The sequence below is a fragment of the Paenibacillus shunpengii genome (assembly GCF_042684905.1).
In the GTDB taxonomy this organism is placed as follows: Bacteria; Bacillota; Bacilli; order Paenibacillales; family Paenibacillaceae; genus Paenibacillus; species Paenibacillus shunpengii.
On record NZ_JBHUMJ010000003.1, the window covers coordinates 394,213 to 413,117 of the forward strand.

18 protein-coding genes are annotated in these 18,905 nt (G+C 47.7%); 14 read left to right on the plus strand and 4 right to left on the minus strand.

All coding sequences use genetic code 11. From position 1 onward, the window contains the following. From ACFSVM_RS16120 to ACFSVM_RS16130, 3 genes are all read left to right on the plus strand, one after another. On the plus strand, positions 1-743 hold a 743-nt coding region (locus tag ACFSVM_RS16120; RefSeq protein WP_379263366.1), incomplete at its 5' end, for an ABC transporter ATP-binding protein. Between the two features lie 105 nt (positions 744-848). Further along, on the plus strand, positions 849-2,387 hold the full coding sequence (locus ACFSVM_RS16125) for an MDR family MFS transporter (RefSeq protein WP_256209787.1): 1,539 nt from the start codon (positions 849-851) through the stop codon (positions 2,385-2,387). A gap of 231 nt (positions 2,388-2,618) precedes the next feature. After that, a complete protein-coding gene (locus ACFSVM_RS16130) occupies positions 2,619-3,086 on the plus strand; it encodes a hypothetical protein (protein WP_076314661.1) in 468 nt (155 codons plus the stop codon). A 161-nt stretch (positions 3,087-3,247) separates the two neighbouring features. Here the strand turns inward: ACFSVM_RS16130 and ACFSVM_RS16135 are convergent, their stop codons facing one another. Beyond that, positions 3,248-4,510 (minus strand): BaiN/RdsA family NAD(P)/FAD-dependent oxidoreductase, encoded by a 1,263-nt coding sequence (locus tag ACFSVM_RS16135; RefSeq protein WP_090725574.1) that lies wholly within the window; start codon positions 4,508-4,510, stop codon positions 3,248-3,250. 243 nt (positions 4,511-4,753) lie between these two features. On the opposite strand from ACFSVM_RS16135, the gene ACFSVM_RS16140 reads away from it, so the two are divergent. From ACFSVM_RS16140 to mutY, 5 genes are all read left to right on the plus strand, one after another. Further along, positions 4,754-6,445, plus strand: a complete 1,692-nt coding sequence (locus ACFSVM_RS16140) for an ATP-binding protein (protein WP_379263369.1) — start codon at positions 4,754-4,756, stop codon at positions 6,443-6,445. A gap of 387 nt (positions 6,446-6,832) precedes the next feature. After that, positions 6,833-7,267: a BrxA/BrxB family bacilliredoxin gene (locus ACFSVM_RS16145; protein ID WP_076314658.1), complete on the plus strand. Its 435-nt coding sequence runs from the start codon at positions 6,833-6,835 to the stop codon at positions 7,265-7,267. A gap of 110 nt (positions 7,268-7,377) precedes the next feature. Then, the gene (gene nadE / locus ACFSVM_RS16150; RefSeq protein ID WP_090725571.1) at positions 7,378-8,187 is read left to right on the plus strand and encodes an ammonia-dependent NAD(+) synthetase; all 810 of its coding nucleotides are present in this window, start codon (positions 7,378-7,380) and stop codon (positions 8,185-8,187) included. A gap of 120 nt (positions 8,188-8,307) precedes the next feature. Then, positions 8,308-8,709 (plus strand): holo-ACP synthase, encoded by a 402-nt coding sequence (gene acpS, locus ACFSVM_RS16155; RefSeq protein ID WP_305954050.1) that lies wholly within the window; start codon positions 8,308-8,310, stop codon positions 8,707-8,709. Between the two features lie 52 nt (positions 8,710-8,761). Next, complete coding sequence (mutY, locus tag ACFSVM_RS16160; protein WP_076314655.1) at positions 8,762-9,916, plus strand: A/G-specific adenine glycosylase; 1,155 nt, start codon at positions 8,762-8,764, stop codon at positions 9,914-9,916. Positions 9,917-10,037: 121 nt separating this feature from the next. On the opposite strand, the gene ACFSVM_RS16165 is transcribed toward mutY, so the two are convergent. After that, on the minus strand, positions 10,038-10,649 hold the full coding sequence (locus ACFSVM_RS16165) for a superoxide dismutase (RefSeq protein ID WP_076314654.1): 612 nt from the start codon (positions 10,647-10,649) through the stop codon (positions 10,038-10,040). Between the two features lie 516 nt (positions 10,650-11,165). Between ACFSVM_RS16165 and ACFSVM_RS16170 the strand changes: the two genes are divergently transcribed. The 6 genes from ACFSVM_RS16170 to ACFSVM_RS16195 all read left to right on the plus strand — a co-directional run bounded on the left by ACFSVM_RS16170 (position 11,166) and on the right by ACFSVM_RS16195 (position 16,240). After that, a complete protein-coding gene (locus ACFSVM_RS16170; RefSeq protein WP_047911583.1) occupies positions 11,166-11,591 on the plus strand; it encodes a GNAT family N-acetyltransferase in 426 nt (141 codons plus the stop codon). 220 nt (positions 11,592-11,811) lie between these two features. After that, positions 11,812-12,396 carry a signal peptidase I gene (lepB, locus tag ACFSVM_RS16175; RefSeq protein WP_076314653.1) on the plus strand — a complete coding sequence of 195 codons (585 nt, stop codon included), beginning with the start codon at positions 11,812-11,814 and terminating at the stop codon, positions 12,394-12,396. Between the two features lie 105 nt (positions 12,397-12,501). After that, the gene (queG, locus tag ACFSVM_RS16180) at positions 12,502-14,343 is read left to right on the plus strand and encodes a tRNA epoxyqueuosine(34) reductase QueG (protein WP_076314652.1); all 1,842 of its coding nucleotides are present in this window, start codon (positions 12,502-12,504) and stop codon (positions 14,341-14,343) included. Between the two features lie 103 nt (positions 14,344-14,446). Then, positions 14,447-14,707, plus strand: coding sequence for a YneF family protein (locus ACFSVM_RS16185; protein ID WP_076314651.1), 261 nt, complete (start codon positions 14,447-14,449; stop codon positions 14,705-14,707). Positions 14,708-14,764: 57 nt separating this feature from the next. Then, a complete protein-coding gene (gene folE, locus ACFSVM_RS16190) occupies positions 14,765-15,358 on the plus strand; it encodes a GTP cyclohydrolase I FolE (RefSeq protein WP_076314650.1) in 594 nt (197 codons plus the stop codon). 66 nt (positions 15,359-15,424) lie between these two features. Further along, the gene (locus ACFSVM_RS16195) at positions 15,425-16,240 is read left to right on the plus strand and encodes a lipoate--protein ligase family protein (RefSeq protein ID WP_256209785.1); all 816 of its coding nucleotides are present in this window, start codon (positions 15,425-15,427) and stop codon (positions 16,238-16,240) included. Positions 16,241-16,375: 135 nt separating this feature from the next. Here the strand turns inward: ACFSVM_RS16195 and ACFSVM_RS16200 are convergent, their stop codons facing one another. Together ACFSVM_RS16200 and ACFSVM_RS16205 are read right to left on the minus strand one after the other, a co-directional pair. Beyond that, positions 16,376-17,593 (minus strand): Fe-Mn family superoxide dismutase, encoded by a 1,218-nt coding sequence (locus ACFSVM_RS16200; protein WP_076314648.1) that lies wholly within the window; start codon positions 17,591-17,593, stop codon positions 16,376-16,378. A gap of 182 nt (positions 17,594-17,775) precedes the next feature. Then, on the minus strand, positions 17,776-18,768 hold the full coding sequence (locus ACFSVM_RS16205; RefSeq protein WP_090725567.1) for an alpha/beta hydrolase: 993 nt from the start codon (positions 18,766-18,768) through the stop codon (positions 17,776-17,778). Between the last annotated feature and the right edge of the window lie 137 nt (positions 18,769-18,905).

Here is an 18,905-nt window from a genome sequence, read left to right on the forward strand (position 1 = left end):
CCTTGGGCCTGCTGCCGCCGCCGACACGCGAAGCTGCGGGGCGGGAGGCACGGGCCCAAGGCCAGCCCCCGCTGCTCGCGGCGCGGGGGCTTACGTTCACCTATCCTGCTGGCCGCAAGGCGCTGCAGGAGGTGAACGGTACGCTGTCAGCAGGTCAGTGGACCCTGCTGACCGGCGAGAACGGCTCAGGCAAGACGACCCTGAGCCGGCTTATGATGGGCTTGCTGCCGGTGCCGAAGCGCAGCCTGTATTTTCAAGGCAGGGATATCGCTGAGCTCAAAGTACATCAGCTGTCCAGAGAGATGGGATACGTCTTTCAGCAGCCGGAGCATCAATTCGTGGCGAGTACGGTGTGGGAGGAATGCATTTACGGGATTCGGGGAGCACTGTCGCTGAAGCCTGAAGATGTTATTCCGGAAGCTCATGCTGAAGCAGCAATGGATCTGCTTAGGGTAACCGGATTAATCGGCAAAAAGAATGCTTCGCCCTATCTGCTCAGCGGCGGTGAGAAGAAGCTGCTTAGTATTATCGCCCAGCTGGTCGTCCCGAAGCAGCTCTACATCTTGGACGAGCCGACAGCCGGGCTTGATTACGCCTTGATTGAGGTCCTTATACATTTGTGCAGACAGAAGCTGAATGAGGGAGCCGCCATCCTGATGATTACGCATGATACAGAGCTCTTGGCTGCGCATGCCGATCAAATATGGCATCTTGCAGATGGGCGTTTGGATGTGCAGAAGTAAGAAGCCACATCCCTTCTCGAAACTTTACTTCATTATTCCATGGCAAGTAAGCTCATGTTATGATGGTTGAAGTGATGTAAATTATAGAGAGAAGGTACATAAATCTTGAATACACAGGCTAACATTCCAAAACGGGGCTTTATTCTGACGGGTGTACTGCTTGCCACGTTCTTGTCCGCAATTGAAGGAACGGTGATCGGTCCGGCAGGTCCGACCATCGTGAGTGAACTGGGTGATGTATCGCTGCTCAGCTGGATCTTCACCTCGTATCTGCTGACGATGGCGGTCAGTACGCCGATTTTTGGGAAGATCAGTGACCTGTTCGGGCGTAAGCCCGTCTTTTTGATCGGTGTCGGGCTATTTCTGATCGGAAGCCTGCTATGCTGTTTTGCTGAGAATATGCAGAGCTTGATTCTGTTTAGGGCGATACAAGGGATTGGCGCTGGTGCTGTGGTGCCGGTGACTTTTACGATTATCGGGGATATCTACAGCATTGAGGAACGCGGTAAGGTTCAGGGCATGATCAGCTCTGTATGGGGTATTTCTTCGTTACTGGGACCGCTGATTGGTGGATATTTTGTAGATTACCTGGGCTGGCCGTGGATATTTGGTTTCAATATTCCATTTGGTCTGCTGGCCATGTGGTATGTGGGCAGGTATTTGAAAGAAGATGTTGTGAAGCAAAAAGTGCAAATTGACTATCTGGGAGCGATTACATTTACCGTCGGCATTACTTCCCTCCTCATTGCTTTATCCCTTGGCGGGCACGCTTACTCGTGGGGCTCTCCCTTCATCATGGGTCTATTACTAGCTGCCGTCGTGTTTATTGCGGCTTTTCTATTTGTGGAGACCAAAGCGAAGGAGCCAATTGTACCGCTCGGACTGTTTAAGATACGGGATATTACATTGGCCAACATTGCGGGCCTGCTGACCAGCGCGCTGATGATTGGTCTGACGAGTTACCTTCCCTTATGGATACAAGGCGTGCAGGGCGGGAACGCTACGACATCAGGACTTGCGCTTGCGCCGATGTCCATCGGGTGGCTGATTGGCGGTATATTTGCAGGAAGGCTGCTGATGAGGCTGGGGTCTCGTTATACCTCCCTGATCGGTTTGACCGGGATTGTCGCCGGCTCAGCCGGACTGATCTTCCTTAGCGCGAGTTCACCAAGCTGGCTGCTGCTCTTCTATATGTTCGTATATGGGCTGGGCTTCGGCTTCTCCTTCACTGTATTTACGATTATTGCCCAATCCTCTGTCGGCTATCGGCAGAGAGGAGCATCGACTGCGCTCAACACCTTTATGCGTACGTTAGGACAAACGATTGGGGCAGCGGCGTTTGGAACATGGCTGAACTCACGGATTTCTGCACATACAGAGACCATGAATTTAGCTGAGCAGGGCGTAACACAGAAGGATATCAATACGATTCTGGCGCCGCACGGAACGCTTGAGCTGCCCGAGAGAATTCAGGCATTGCTGCAGCAAGTACTGGAACTAAGCCTGCATTCTTTATTTCTTATCATGTTTATCATTGGAATCTGCGGATTTATTGTCACAGCGGGATTGCGCAAGCAGCCGCCGTCACCGGTCGAGTCAGGAGTGGCTGCACAGGCGCAGATTGCAGGCAAGAGAGAAGAATAGCTAGCGTGATAGTCAATATGCCATTCTTCTTCGAGATCCATGAACGAGAGTTATTATATATTGGTGTTTATATAGAGGAAGTCCGGACTGTGTCAACAGCAGCCGGGCTTCTTTTGTTTCGAAAGAACGATTTAATATAATTTACTTCACCTTGTGGAATATTACCCTTAGCGTGACGGGCACAGTTAAGGGTAATTAATTTATACAGACAGAAGGAAAGGGTGAAGTAAAATGAATGATGCAGCATTTCTCGTGCAATTTGAGAATGAGCAGAAGGCCCGCGGGGCATTTGATATGCTCGTGGAGCTGGGATACAAGCCCAATATGATTGGCGGTGGCATGATGGACGTCAACATTGAGCGGCAGGATGTAACCTCAGCGCTCGAAATTATTGAAGCCTATGGCGGAGAGGTTCAGGATGACAGCAATGAGCAGGTGCATGAGGCTTTGACTCCAGAGATGAATCAAATAAGTGATACGGAGTTTGCCTATATGCCGATTCCTGCACATACCGTAAATGAGGATTTGGATGAATCCTATATGGCAGGTTACTCCGATTCACCCTATGGAATGGAGTCATCAGGCTACGATTTAGCATCAGAGGATGATGACACAGAGTTCGCCGAAGAGCATAACCGAACCGAGGATACCGAATTCGGAGGCTCATTTGGCGGATTCTCTGGAAGCGTAAAGGCGTAATACTCCGGGTCTCGTAACAGTGATTGAATAACAAGCAAACTTTACTTCAAATAGCTTGTACACCAAAAAAACGATCCTCCTTCACCGTATCGACAATATGGATGAAGAAGGGATCGCTTTTTTTTGGTGTGTACTTATCTTAAATTGTTTATTTATGACCCTTAGTAAGTGTCCTCCATAGCAGCGTGCTTGCCAGCCGTATAGCCTGTGGAGAAGGCGGATGTAATATTATAACCCCCGGTATAGCCGTGAACGTCCAGGATTTCACCGCAGAAAAAGAGACCGGGCATGAGTTTAGATTCCATGGTCTTGGGGTAAATCTCCTTCAAATGCACCCCGCCCCCGGTAACGAATGCTTCGGCAAGCGAACGTGTGCCATTCACTTGAATCGGCATGCCCTTAATGACAGCAGCCAGCGTTTCAATAGAGCCTTTTGGAAGATGATGATAGGTTGTCTCACCGTCCAGCTCTGCTTTTGTCAATACGATAGGAATCAGCCGCTCCTGGACAATGCCCTTCAGCGCGTTCTTGATGGCTTTCTTAGGCTCCGATTCAAGTTTGTGCTTCAGGTCCTGCTCCATCTTGGATAAGGAGCATGCCGGATACAAATCCAGCTTCATAATAACGTTCTTCGTCCCCGTCTTCTTCTGCACCTTGCGAATGAACTGGCTGCATCTCAGCGCAATGGGGCCGGACAGTCCAAAATGGGTGAAGATCATATCTCCCTCGTGCCGAATGACCGTCTTGTCCTTCGCATCGTGAACAGATAGAGCGACATCGCTTAAGCTCAGACCCTGCAGCTCCCGAGAGGTGATGAAGGCTTCATTAGAGGTAATGGGCACCTCTGTTGGATACAGCTCTGTTATGGTATGGCCAGCGGCCTCTGCCCATGGATAGCCATCGCCGGTTGACCCGGTTTGCGGCACAGATTTGCCTCCTGTAGCTACAATGACTGCATCAGCTGCAAGAACTCTCCCCGAAGCTAGTTTCACACCAGCAACCTTGGATTCCTCGTAGAGAACCTCAGCTACGGGAGAGTCTGTCAGCATCTTCACACCAAGCGAGCTTGCTTTGCCGATCAATGCATCGACGACCGTCTTGGCTTTGTCAGACACGGGAAACATTCTTCCGTTATCTTCTTCCTTCAAGGCAATACCGAGATCTTCAAAAAAGCGCATAATCCCCTGATTATCCATATGCTGAAATGCACTGTACAGGAACTTTCCGTTCCCGGGGATATGCTTGATTAGCTCATCCTGATCTTTGGCATTGGTCACATTGCAGCGTCCTCCGCCGGATATGCCGAGCTTACGCCCGAGTTTATTGCCTTTGTCAACGAGAACAACCGATGCACCATGCTCAGCAGCGGCAACGGAAGCCATAAGGCCGGAAGGTCCTCCACCGATGACAATTACTTTTTTCATATTTTAAAAATCTCCTCTTCAATACAAATTCCTTCAAACATCGTACCAGATTCTTGTCGTTTTTTGTTTATGTTTTGTTTATTATCAACAAGTTCATCGTTTTATTCCGAGATAAAATGGTGCATTTGCATAACTACACATAGAAAATATTGTAATATAGTGTCGCCTATGTTTTAATCAGGTTACATAAGGTTACATAAGGTCGATTGATAGTGAACGAAATGAGAGGAGAGATAAACGCCTGTGTTTGCTGTCAAGAATATTCTGCTGCAGATTCTGCTGGCAGGAATTACCCCACTTCTCTTTTCGTTATTTATTGGGCGCATGCGTAGTCATTTTCATGACTTGAATTCGTCTCATAGGTCAAAGACTGCAGAGAGACATTTATTGCTGGCATGCATAATATCCATGGTGTTATGTGTTATTTTCTCTACGACTTTATTTGATTCCCTGTATTTGAATTTAGATACGCTCGCTGTTACGGTGGCAATTCTGTATGGAAGCACTTCGGCGGGTCTATTTGTGTCGATTTTTAGCACGTTACTGTTTGTAACTACGACGGATTTATGGAATGATCCTCTGATCTTTCTTCAATCCGGCATTTTGCTGTATCCTATTATGCTGCTGCTGGCAAAGCGCTTCAAGCAAGACAGAATACAAGGTAAAAGAAAGCTGTTCCTCGTCCCATTTGCACTCTTCGCAATGATCAGCATGGCTGCTGCGTATGCCTCATATTTCGCCAAGGCAGACTCGGTTCACATTGATTTTATCCTATACTCTCTTGTTTACTCGGTCTTGTCTGTAGTGACGGGACTAGCCATTATTCAATTCATAGAGCTTCAGTTCGTTCAGCAGGCGCTTGCCTCGGAGATCGAAGCCAAACGCAGGCAGTTCATACATCATTCTAATTTAAACAAGCAGCTGCTGAACACGATCCCTGTCTCGGTTGTCGCTTTTGATGTTGATGGTCGAATTGTGAACATGAATGAACGAATGCTTGATGAGCTGCGGAGAAGAAATCCGGGCATGGATCATGAGTCTGACATGATCGGCAAGCGTATTGAATCGATCGTTGGACAAGAGCATGGGTCGCGAGTAACAGAGAGAATTCGAGTTGCATCGAAGAGTGGAGAGATCTCATCAGAGTATTTAAATGTGGGACCTTATATCTTCCATACGTTAATCTCGCCAGTCAGAGACCCTTATGAAGGATCCTTGATTGGAAGCTCGCTTGTGCTTCAGGATATCACGGAGCTAGAAAAACTCCGCAGTGAGCTTGCCCATGTAGAAAGGCTCAGCCTGGTTGGACAAATGGCTGCAAGCATCACGCATGAGGTGAGGAATCCAATGGCCGTCGTAAGAGGGTTCCTGCAATTGATGCATGAGAGAAGTCCACGGTCACTTGATCACTATTATCGGATTGTTATGGAGGAATTAGACCGGGCCAACGGAATTATCACAGATTTTTTGTCCCTTGCTCAGAATCGGATCGTCGAGAAGGAAGAGGTTCATCTGCATGACATTATCCATGATATGCTTCCGCTGCTAAAGGCGGATGCGAACATGAGGGGGCAGACGGTCAAGCTTAACTTGAGCGATAGGATACCTAGATATCATCTGAACTCAAAGGAAATGAAGCAGCTGATCTTGAATTTGGCACGAAACGGTATGGAGGCCATGGACAGCAAGGGAACACTCTATATCGAGACATCGTGTGAGCAGAATCGAATTCTGCTTAAGGTGATAGAGGAAGGTCCGGGTATTCCACCGGCAGTTCAAGAGAAGCTGTTCGAGCCTTTCTATACGACCAAATCGAAGGGCACCGGTCTCGGACTTGCGTTATGCCGGGGTATTGCTGAGCGGCATAATGCCGTCATTCAGGTGGAATCTGGTGATGGACGAGGCACGATGTTCACGGTTGTTTTTAAGCTGTAAAGAGGCATCTATGCATACGCTGCTTGAAGGATAGAAACGATCGTCTGGAGTCATAATAACATGGCCATCTGTTAGTTAACGGGTGAGAATCCTAATCTTGAAGTGAAAAAGGAGAGTTTCCCATGGCAAAAAATGATTCCAAACAACAGGAAATCCAGAAGCAGTCCAACAAGAAGAACCAGAGAGGACAAGGTCAAATCGTTGACAAGAAGCTCGAAGGGGACAATTTCCCGGCAACGTAGGTTTGTTACTCCATGAGATTACAGGCCCATCTTGGTCATCAAGATCTGAGGTGTCGTAAGTTACACCAGCTGGTTTGACATGTCCATCTCTTGCGTTCACAACTTAGGAATGTATAATAAAAGTTAGTGAAGGAGTGAATAGAACATGTCAATGTCTTTTGACCAATACATGAAAGATATGGTTCAACCCATGAGGGATGAACTGACACGCCTCGGTATCGAAGAGCTTCGTACCGTAGAAGAAGTAGAAGCTAAACTGCCGGGTGCTGAAGGAACTGCCCTTGTTGTCGTCAATTCGGTTTGCGGCTGCGCAGCAGGCCAAGCACGTCCTGGTGTAGCCAGAGCGCTTGAGAATGAAGTAACCCCTGACCACTTGTTTACGGTGTTTGCAGGTCAGGACAAAGAAGCCACTGCTCAGGCTCGTGAATATTTTGCTCCATACCCGCCTTCCTCCCCTTCCATTGCTTTGATGAAGGATGGAGAGCTGGTACACTTTATCGAGCGTCATCAGATCGAGAATCGTTCTGCTGAAGAAATTGCTGCCGATTTAGTGGGGGCCTTTAACCAGTATTGCAAATAAGCTAGTTACATAACGCCCCGATTCTTTCGGATTAGTCCCGAAATTACGGGGCGTTTTGGCTTTTTCCATTATTCATACTTACTAATCTCTAAGAGACGGGGTGCGTAAACTTGAGTTTACAAGAGCAAATCATCGCAGAATTACGAGTGAAACCACAGATCAACGTGGAAGAAGAGGTTCGGAAACGGGTGGATTTCCTAAAGGAATATGTTCTGAAGTCCGGCACAAAAGGGCTGCTTATTGCGATTAGCGGCGGCATTGATAGTGCAGTAGCAACAGCGCTGTGCAAGCAGGCTACGGATGAACTGACAGAGGAGAATGGCGAAGAATACAAGACACTGGGTGTGTTCCAGCCTTACGGAGAACAAGTGGATATTGCGCACAGTTATGCGGTAGCGAAGGCATTTGACCTGAAATATACGGTTGAGACAAACATTGAAGAAGCGGTTAACGAGATTGCCCTTGAAGTAGAGCATGGCTTCAAAGCTCTTGGATCTCCGCGTCATATGACACCGCAGGGTAAAGGGAATGTGAAGGCCAGAACTCGGATGGTTGTACAGTACGCACTATCGTTTGAAATGAATCTGCTCGTTGTCGGGACAGATCATGCATCGGAAGCCATTACGGGCTTCTACACGAAATGGGGCGATGGCGCCGTTGATATTACTCCGCTGACCAGCCTGAACAAACGTCAGGTCCGCCAAATTGCAGCCTATGTGGGAGTGCCGCAGGAGATTCTGGACAAGGCGCCGACAGCGGGACTATGGGAAGGTCAGACCGATGAGAAGGAACTTGGTATTACATATGACGATAACAGCGACTATCTGGAAGGCAAGGAAATTCATGCAGAAGCAAGAGAGAAGCTTGAAGCAGCCTACCTTCGTACAGCACATAAGCGTAATGCGATTCCGGGTATCTAATTAGCGGCTACCTATAACCTATAAACAAGAGAACCCTCGTAATATGGGACAATTTACTGCCCCGACGAGGGTTTTTGATTTGTCCAAACAACTGATACAATAGATTAGGTTGAAAAGGTGGTGAAGAGCTTGATCTACGGGATTGGCAACGATGTGCTGGAGACAGACCGGATTGCTCGAATTATGGAAGGCGCTCACAGGGCCAGATTTCTCAGCCGAGTGCTGACTGAAGAGGAACGAGCTATACTTAGTGAGCGTACACAGAGTGAAGTTCAGTATGTATCGGGAAGATTTGCAGCGAAGGAAGCGATATCTAAAGCGTTTGGCTGTGGAATCGGGGAGCTGCTGGGCTTCCAGGATATTGAGATTTTACCGAACAAGCTGGGTAAGCCGACTGCGGCCATCTCTGAGCCTGCTCGGAAACGGCTTGGTCTTAGCGGCGAGTATTCTTACATGGTTCACATCAGCATCTCGCATCAGCCAAGCGTTGCAGCTGCGTTCGCCATCGTTGAACGGATGTAACTGAGGATTATACGAATCATTTAGTAATACAGAATGGGAGAATAGGAATCGAATGAATCAGAGCAATGCAAAAAAGTTCTTTAGTACGGAGCTGCTTCATTGGTATATGCAAAATAAACGTGATCTTCCGTGGCGGCGACATCGGGACCCCTATTATATATGGGTATCGGAGATCATGCTGCAGCAGACAAGGGTAGATACGGTGATTCCGTATTTTCAGCGTTTTATCGAACGCTTTCCGACAATACAGGATTTGGCAGAGGCGCCTGAGGAGGATGTGCTTAAGCTGTGGGAGGGGCTCGGATATTACTCTCGTGCCCGTAACCTGCAGGCGGCCGCAAGGCAGGTCATGGAGCAGCATGGCGGGGAAGTGCCGAACCAGAAGGATGCGGTATTTCATCTTAAAGGTGTAGGTCCTTACACAGCGGGTGCAATTCTCAGCATCGCGTTTAATCAGCCGCAGCCTGCTGTGGATGGAAATGTCATGCGGGTGCTGTCACGTTATTTTCTGATCGAAGATGACATTATGAAGGGCAGCACAAGAGTCAAGATGGAGACGCTGGCAGAGGAGCTCATCCCGGAGGGACGAGCATCGGATTTCAATCAGGCATTAATGGAGCTCGGAGCGCTCGTATGTACGCCAAAATCCCCACATTGTTTGACTTGTCCAGTGATGGAGATGTGCACGGGACGGATTGAAGGAAGAGAAGACACATTACCAGTGAAGAAAAAGGCCAAGCCGCCTCGTCCCGAGCAGAGAATTGCTGCGCTTGTTGTCGGTACGGGGGTGAACGAAGGGAAGGTGCTGGTTCGTCAGCGTCCTGCAACCGGCTTGCTGGCCAAGATGTGGGAGCTTCCTCATATGCAGGCATCAGCACCTGGCGAGCTGGCCCATCTGGTTCCTCACGAGCCTGCGATGGATCTGATTGCTGGACATTTGCTTGAGGAGGGCTATCATATTAAGCCGAACTCGTTCTGGAGAATGGCCGAGCATACCTTCAGTCATATTCACTGGAATCTGCAGGTATATCATTGTGCAGAGGCGGAAGCGGTGCTGACATCCACTATGGTTGCAGAACAGGTGGAAGCTTATAAGGAAGAGAGACATCTGTACCGCTGGATCGAGCCGAAGGATATGGACACCATGGCCTTTCCGAATGTATTCCTGAAATTATTGCGCGATTATTTTAATGAATTGAATGAATAGATAGTGAAGAGTATAAGAAAAAAAGCAGTCTTAGAATAAAATGGCAAAGGCCGCTTTATTCTGGACTGCTTTTTTAGAAGCAAACAGCGGTAACCGCTGTTGAACTGCAGAGGTCTAATTCTTATTTCGCTGCAGCGTAACGTTTATTTACTTCATCCCAGTTGATTACATTCCAGAATGCTCCGATGTAGTCAGGACGTTTGTTTTGATATTTCAGGTAGTAAGCATGCTCCCATACATCCAGACCAAGAACTGGAGTCAAGCCTTCAAATACAGGGCTGTCCTGGTTAGGTGTGCTAGTGATTGCCAGTTTGCCGTCTTTGCCGACAACCAGCCAAGCCCAGCCGCTGCCGAAACGAGTTGTTGCTGCTTTTGCAAAATCTTCTTTGAATTTGTCATAGCCGCCCAGCTCGCTGTCAATTGCTGCAGCGATTTCGCCTGTAGGAGCGCCGCCGCCGTTAGGTCCGATAATTTCCCAGAACAGGCTGTGGTTGTAATGACCGCCGCCGTTGTTGCGGACTGCTGTACGGATGCTCTCAGGTACGCTGTCGAGGTTCGCAAGCAGCTCTTCAAGGGATTTCTCTTGAAGCTCAGGAGCGCTTTCCAAAGCAGCGTTCAGGTTCGTTACATAAGTATTGTGATGGCGATCGTGGTGGATTTCCATCGTTTGAGCGTCGATATGTGGTTCTAATGCATCGTTTGCGTAAGGAAGTGCTGGTAATTGGAATGCCATGATTGAAATTCCTCCTAAAAATAAATTAAAGGTTAAATCTTTATGTAGATTTCCCCTCGACACTTATATTAAACCTTATTCAGTCTATTTAATCAACATTTTTGTTTGTTAAGCTGTTATAAAAGGGTTTTAATATAACATGAAATTAACAAAACAGTTTTTGAAGTCTATTACTGTGTTAACTAGTTTAATACCAAATATACAAAGTTTAGCAATAAAAATGTAAGCGCTTGATATTAAGCGCTTACAGAAGAAAAAGCGTGTTTTCTGGAGCAAAGTGTGGTTTAATGGACGATGAAGAAGATATATCTCGTTTTTTGTCATATTATCATTTCCTGAACATTTCTGGCTCTCCTTAATAGGCGTGGCAGATGTTTCGGCCGGCTTTTTGCCGGTTTTTCCGTCTGTACATATCATTCTAATATATTCAGATGGATCATCATCGGGTTTTTGGTAAAAAGGGCGTGCCTTTTTTGTAAAACCTCACTAAAGATAACGAAAAGGGAGATTTAGCAGATGAACATTCGTTCCTTTCAGTTGAGTGACGCAAATGGTGTAACAGAGCTCCTTGCGGCTGCTTTGTCGGAAGATTGCTTTGAGAACACGATGGGTCCTTTCGCTCGCCAGTTATCCTGGGATTCAGACCTTATTATGGTTGCTGAGCAGGATGGGGAGCTGATCGGTGCTTTAATCGGTACTATTGATCAGAACCATGGTTGTATTTATCGTATTGCGGTTCACCCTGATTTCAGACGTCAAGGCGTTGGAAAAGCCTTGGTTAAGGCGCTTGAACAGCGTTTTCAACAGCGCAAGGTAAGAGGGGTGTGGGTCGCTGGTGACGAGCATAACAAAGCCGCGATGCCGCTGTATGAAGCGATGGGTTACGGAGCTAGTCAGGTCATGAAGGCATTCCAGAATCTTAGTATTCTGGCACACAGCTAATGAAGTGTACTGAATGCAAGTTATAGTTTTGCTAGATTGGCGTCTCATGTTCAAGCAATGAGCGAGATCAGATATAGAGAGAGAGAGAACACAGACTTTATTCTATTTTTTATTGTTAATCCATAATAGGCATATCTTGGCGTCCAATTGCAAATGGAACCGAGATATGCTTTTCTATTGATATGGCATTTTTATTATAACCTTGAGGTGATAGAAGCAAATGAGCCGGGAAATACCGCCAGATATAGAGAATACGGCGACAACATCCTCTTCGGGCTCAACTCTGTCCGGAGAGCTTCTGGATTGGCTTAAGACCATTTTGATTGCTGTCGTACTGATGCTGCTTCTTAATTTGTTTGTCTTCAATATTTCGATTGTTAAGGGTGAATCGATGCAGCCAACCCTAGTTGAACAAGATCGATTGTTCATTAATAAGATCGTATACGAATTTGATACGCCGAAGCGTCATGACGTCGTCGTGCTGCATGATCCGAGCCATACGCCTGATCGTAAAGAGTTTCTTGTCAAAAGAGTCATTGGTATTCCCGGCGATATGATAGAAATACGGGAACACGTACTATATATCAACGAAGAGCCACAGACGGAACCTTATACAAATACTTCAATTGAGGATCCGGATTTTGGTCCAATCCGGCTGGAAGAAGGCCGTTACTTCGTCATGGGAGATAACAGGCATGCAGGTAAGAGCAAGGATAGCCGATCATTCGGGAGTGTCTCGGCTAAAGAGATCGTCGGGAAAGCTGAATTTATTTTTTGGCCCATGAGTGATATGAAGAAGCTGTGAATGGGAACAGAAGATCAGGCTATACAGATATATGTGAGGAATTGACGTTTATTCCATTTGTGACAGCAAAGTTATTATGAGATTGATTGGATTAGAGGTGATAATATGATTAGTCGAGATTCGCTTGTAAGCCCGGGAGTACATTTTGAGTGGCTGAAGCAGGAAATTAAACAGGCAGCACCGTCTTTTGGAATCGATGATGTTGGATTTGCCTCTGCGGAACCGTTTGAATCCTTGCGTTCCATATTGCTGGAGCATCGTGCCAAAGGCTATGAGTCAGGATTTGAAGAGCCTGATATCGAGAAACGGGTGAATCCCGCGCTGGATTCGGGTAAGCCTGCTTCGCTTATTGCTATTGCCATCGCCTACCCTTCCAAGATGAAGGATCCGCCAAAGTCGGAGCCTGGCAGCTATAGAGGGATATTGGCCCGCTCAGCGTGGGGGCAGGATTACCATCATGTTCTGAGGGCAGCGATGGACAAGCTCACCGCCTTTATCCAGGAGAGGGTTCCAGAGGCGCGCATTGAGAATATGGTGGACACGGGTGTTCTGGTGGACCGGGCTGTTTCAGAGCGGGCGGGTATTGGCTTCAGCGGCAAGAACTGCGCAATCATATCACCCAAATTCGGTTCGTGGATATTTCTAGGGGAACTCATAACAGACATTCCTTTTACACCGGATGCACCGGTGACAGAAGGATGCGGAGAATGCACGAAGTGCATTGATGCCTGCCCTACAGGAGCGCTTGTTGGCCCGGGACAGCTGAATGCCCAGAAGTGCATTTCTTTTTTGACGCAAACCAAAGGCTTTTTGGACGAAGAATATATGAAGAAAATCGGGAATCGGCTGTACGGCTGTGACACATGCCAGATCGTATGCCCGAAGAATAGAGGGAAGAATTGGGATCATCATCCTGAATTTGCACCCGACCCCGAGATTGTCAAGCCTTTGCTTAAACCACTGCTCTCCCTGAGCAATAAGGAATTTAAGGAACGGTTTGGACACAGCTCTGCCGCTTGGCGAGGTAAAAAACCAATACAACGCAATGCCGTCATCGCGCTTGGTAATTTTAAAGATCAAAGCGCTGTACCCGAGCTGAGCGAAGTGTTGCTGCGGGATCCTCGTCCCGAACTGAGAGGAACCGCTGCTTGGTCGCTCAGCCAAATAGGAGGAGAAGAAGCAATGAATGTGATATCGGAAGCTGCTGCAAGAGAACAAGATGGGAACGTACTGAACATGCTGCAGAGAGCCCAGGAGAAGCTGCTCATGGGGCCTCTATCCGAGAAGAAGAAATACGAAGCAGAGTTTGCTGCTGAATATAGTTCGTCTGAATCGAGTTCATCGGATGGCAATAACAATGAGTCTAATATGGCGCTGAATCGCAATGACAACACGGCAGCCTGGAAGCCTACTCCGGTAACCAAGCTTACGGGTGAGCCTGTATATTATCATGAAATATCAACAGAAGCAGGAGAGCTTACACTTTGTGCCACGCAACAAGGACTTGCAAGACTCGATTTTGGTAACTACACGGTAAGAGAGGCGCATCTGCAGCAGTGGGCACGCACTTGGCTGGGTGAATATCATTTTGTACATGATCCTTCCCGGTTCCAAGAGGTGACATGGCAGCTTCAGGAATACTTGTCTGGAGAGCGTACAGAGTTCGAGCTTCAGCTGGATCTAAGAGGAACCCCATTTGAGCTGCAGGTATGGCAGGCGCTAATGGAGATTTCATATGGTCAGCATGTCTCAAGTCTCGGATTAGCGGAGAAGATAGGGAGACCGAAGGCTGTTCGCTCGGTTGTAGCGGCAGTTTCAAAAAATCCGCTTCCTATTATTATTCCTCATCACCGTTTGACGGGAAGTGAGGGTGGAGTAACGATATACCCTGGAGGGCTCCATGTGAAGGAACGCCTGCTCTCATTGGAAGCACAGACTACGAATTGACAAAAACTCCAAATTGCGTTTGCTAGCCGCGTTTCTACATGCTATGATATCGTGTATGATGCGTTAAGAATAGCAATCAAGCAAAAAACAGGGGTGTATAAGTATGGATATCGTTATTCCCATTATTACACTAATTGTAGGCCTCGTTGGGGGATTCTTTATCGGTGCATTCTATCTGCGCAAGCAGCTTGAGAAGATGCAGAGTGATCCTGAAGCTCTACAAAAAATGGCAAAACAAATGGGCTACAATTTGAACAGCAAGCAGATGCAGCGTGCTCAACAGATGATGAAATCCCAGCAGGGCGGAAATGGTGCAGGCAAGATGCAGCCGCCTATGCGCAAGAATCAGGGAAGAAAAAGATAATGCTGCTATCTTGCCTGCCAGGTACAGGTGTATGCCGCTTGGGAGGAGGAAGAAGGAATGGCTGGAGTTAAAGATTACATGAACTCTTCTGTCGGCGCTAATCGCGAGAAGATTGAGTATCATGTTGAACAGATATTGAAGCTGATCGGTGAAGATACAGAACGCGAAGGTCTGCTGGAAACACCGGCTAGAGTTACCCGTATGTACGAAGAGATTTTTGCGGGCTATGAAGTAGATCCTAGAGATGTACTTGGTGTCACTTTTGATGAGAATCATGAAGAGCTTGTCATTGTGAAGGATATTGTGTACTACAGTCAGTGTGAGCATCATATGGCTCCGTTCTTCGGTAAGGTCCATATCGGATATGTACCAAGTGGACAAATTGTCGGGCTTAGCAAGCTTGCGAGACTGGTTGAGGCGGTAACTCGTCGTCTGCAGGTACAGGAGCGGATTACTTCTCAAATTGCGGACATCCTTGAGGATGCGCTTAACCCGAATGGGGTCATGGTTGTTGTAGAAGGAGAACATCTATGCATGTGTGCTCGTGGTGTGAAGAAGCCGGGCAGCAAGACAGTAACTTCTGCTACACGTGGTACATTCCGGGATAATGCAGCTTCCCGGGCTGAGTTCCTATCTCTTGTTAAAGGTTAATCTTGAAATTTCGGAAAGTCTTGATCGTACTGATCAAGGCTTTTTTATTAGGGGGAGATGAGGCGCATGGCGAGCGAAGATACAATGCTTCACAAATTCAAGGAGATCCAAATCTGGGAATCGCCGCTCATGAAGAAGGATGAGGACGTGCTTGAAGCTTTTGCATGGGAAGAGGTGATGTGCAGGCAAGTGGGGCTGGGGCATCGCCCTGTCGCTCATCTCTGGCGTCACGAGAATGCGCTTGTCATCGGTCTCCGGGACCACAGGCTGAAGCAGGCTGAGGAGGCCATGCAGCAATTTCGGAATAAGGGGATAAGCTCCTGTGTGCGTCCTTCCGGAGGTGCGGCGGTCAGACTGACCAGAGGAGTGGTGAATCTTAGTCTCATTCTTCCGAACCCTGGACATGCGATTAATATTCATGATGATTTTAAATCCATGGTTGAATATATCCGGAAAGCGATTCTTCCCTGGGGAGGACATGCAGTGGCAGGAGAAATCGAAGGAGCCTATTGCCCGGGAGACTATGATGTAGCGATCAATGGACGGAAGTTTTGTGGAATTGCCCAGCGTCGTTTGGCCAAGGCTTATCTTGTTACTGGCTTTATTATCGTGGAAGGAAGAGGGGATGAGCTGACAGAGGACATCATCCAGTTCTATGATCAGGCAGCCGGAGATGCTGATGAGGGCTATCCTCAAGTGAAGTACGGAAGTATGGGGAGTCTAAATGAACTGTCAGATGTACCTTCTGCTGAGGCGTATATGCAGTCTTTAATAGAAACGATCGGTTCTTCGGCAGAGAAGGTGTATACCGGAGTTAGACCGTCTGTTCCTCGATCCGAGGTGGAACGCACAGTGGCTGTATTAAAGGAACGTTACGATTAAGCTCATCCCCAAAAGGTGTAGTGACAATAAAAGACCTCGGAGGGAGGTCTTTTACTTTGAGAATAGGGGTGCAGTTAGAGAGCCCACATTTATTTTGAAAAAATAAGGAGAGCTGCCTTGATGTTCTCCCTACGGTCAATAAGGAGTCCATTTCAGCTTGCGGGCTTCTTGGAAACGTTCTGCCACAGCAGGCCAGTATACAACGTTCCACCAGTCGGTAATGTATTTCTTGCGTTCATTCTGATGCTTCAAGTAGTAGGCATGCTCCCACACATCCAGCGGAAGAAGAGGAACAATATCATACTGAGATAGATTTTGATGCTTTTCTGCCTGTAATATTTCTAACCGATGCGCTCTTGGGCTCCACACCAATACAGCCCAGCCGCCGCCTTCCACCTTATTGGCTGCTTCTGTAAAGTGCTTCTTAAATGCTTCATAGCTTCCAAAATCCTTTCTGATCTGTTCTCCCAGTGACCCGACAGGCTTTCCGCCGCCATTTGGGCTCATGATGTTCCAGAAGATGGTATGAAGGTAATGCCCTGCTCCGTTAAAGGCCAGCTCTCGTTCCCAATGCTTCACAAGCTCGAAATTCCCGGTTTGCCGTGCTTCCTGAAGCTTCTTCTCCGCGGTGTTAAGATCGTCGACATACGTCTTATGATGCTTGTCATGATGGATGCGCATCGTCTTCTCATCAATATAGGGCTCCAGCGCATTGTAGGGATAAGGCAGCGGCGGCAGCTTGTGTCCTCCAATCGGAACAGGAGACTCAGGAGGGGAACTGTCTGCTGATGCAGTGTCTGATACAGTGAGAGCTGAGGATAATTGCTGAACCAATTCCTCCGAAGCTCCAGTTCGCGGTGTCGACACCTCCGGATAAGGGAAGGGCTCTTCGTTCCAGATGCTTATAGGTTTTACTCTTTGGGAAATGGCTGCGGGTTGATCCAGTCCTCGGAGCCTGTTCACCGTCTGCTCTGATTGGCCCTGGATATATCGAAAAACAACCTCGGCAGCAGGGTTGCTTGATAACGCGGTGCTATGCTCAAGAATGTGGCCGAGGTGACGATGGAATTCCTTCGATTGGGTAAACGAAGCGGCCAGCAGCACATCCAGCTGAGCAAGCGCATAATCATCTGGAGGCTGTACGCCTGTGCTTACCCGCTGAAGCAGATCATCTGCTGCATCAGCCGATCGCTGGAATACGCTTCCCCATTCATTGAGAAGCTTCACATAGGCCTCCTCAAGCTCCGGTGCAATCGATGTAATCATATTTGTGCAACCCATTTCAGTATCCTTCCAAGTCCTTATCTCTTCCAGCGCGCGCAGCGGTAAATAGGGTCCATAACTGAGCTCCATAAGCTCGGCACCTCCCAAGAATCATTCTTATCAAATCAATGTTGTGCATAACAGCAGGCGGCGTAATGATCTAACGTATACTTATTCTCATTAGGGCTTGGACTATGATGACTTGTCAAAATAAGAGAGCGTTTAAAAAAGAATACGAAGAAGGCACCTATTTAAAGGTGCCTCAGCTTGATCTATTTTTGAGCGAGACTTATACCGCCAAGGAATGAAGACACCTTGTTCAAGTACTCTCTTGGATGCTCTCTGTATATGAGCTCGTGACGTGCTTCCTCTACAATCCACACATCAGAGTTTGGATTCGTCTGGTTACTCGCAAAGAGCTCTGCCATTGGGTAAGGCGCCTTCTCATCCTGGGTCCCGTGGATGAAGAAGATAGGAATGTCATAAGCCTTTGATCTTACCTCCTGATAAGGGATGGAGTTTAGACTGGTGCCATTCAGGATTGGAAACAGCATGGTCAGAATTTGTAGCGTAGGCTGCTTCGGCAAGTCAATCTGATTCTGTATATTATGATACAGCGTATCCGGCTCCAGCAGGAAGGTGCTGTCAAGAATCATGGCATCAATGTCCTCAGTTTGAAGGGCAGCCTGAAGGGCGGTCCCTGCACCCATCGAGAAGCCCCATACGACAACTTCTTGAGCTCCCTTTTGCTTAGCGAGCTGAACTGCGCCGAGAAGCTGCTTCGATTCTGCCTTCCCGCCCGTAGCAACGACTCTTGTGCTCTGGGAGGCGAAGCCATAATCGAACATAATGACATTAAAATTCTGCTGATGAGCGTAATGGGCCAAATCATACATGGGAATCCAGGATTCTTCCCGGTTGGCCCCATAGCCGTGACTGAACACAATCGTTTTGCTGCTGTTCTCCTCGGCAGGAATGTACCAGCCGCTGACGTCCCGGCTTCCGTCCGTAGCAGGGAAAGTCACCTCTTCATACTCCATACCCTTGGACAGCAGGGGATTGGAATATACCGGAGCTACTGCCGGGTAGGACAGTACCCATGCGATATAGGCATGAAGAGCAATAAAGCAAAATACGAGGAAAAATATAATCGATAAAATAAGAGCAACCACAATATGCTTAAAACGGATGAGCCGAGTGGAAAGTGCGGGAGGAGCACTCGATACGTTCTGATTAAGGGATCTATTCTCGGAGATAGGAAACATCATACTCCTCCTTCCAATAGAATGTTATATAGGACTAAATTACTAAATCCAACCTATGAATAAAGTTGAGGTTGGTATAACTTATTCTTTATCCTATGATGCGTCCTGTCTAATGTCAATTGATTGGGACTAATTGT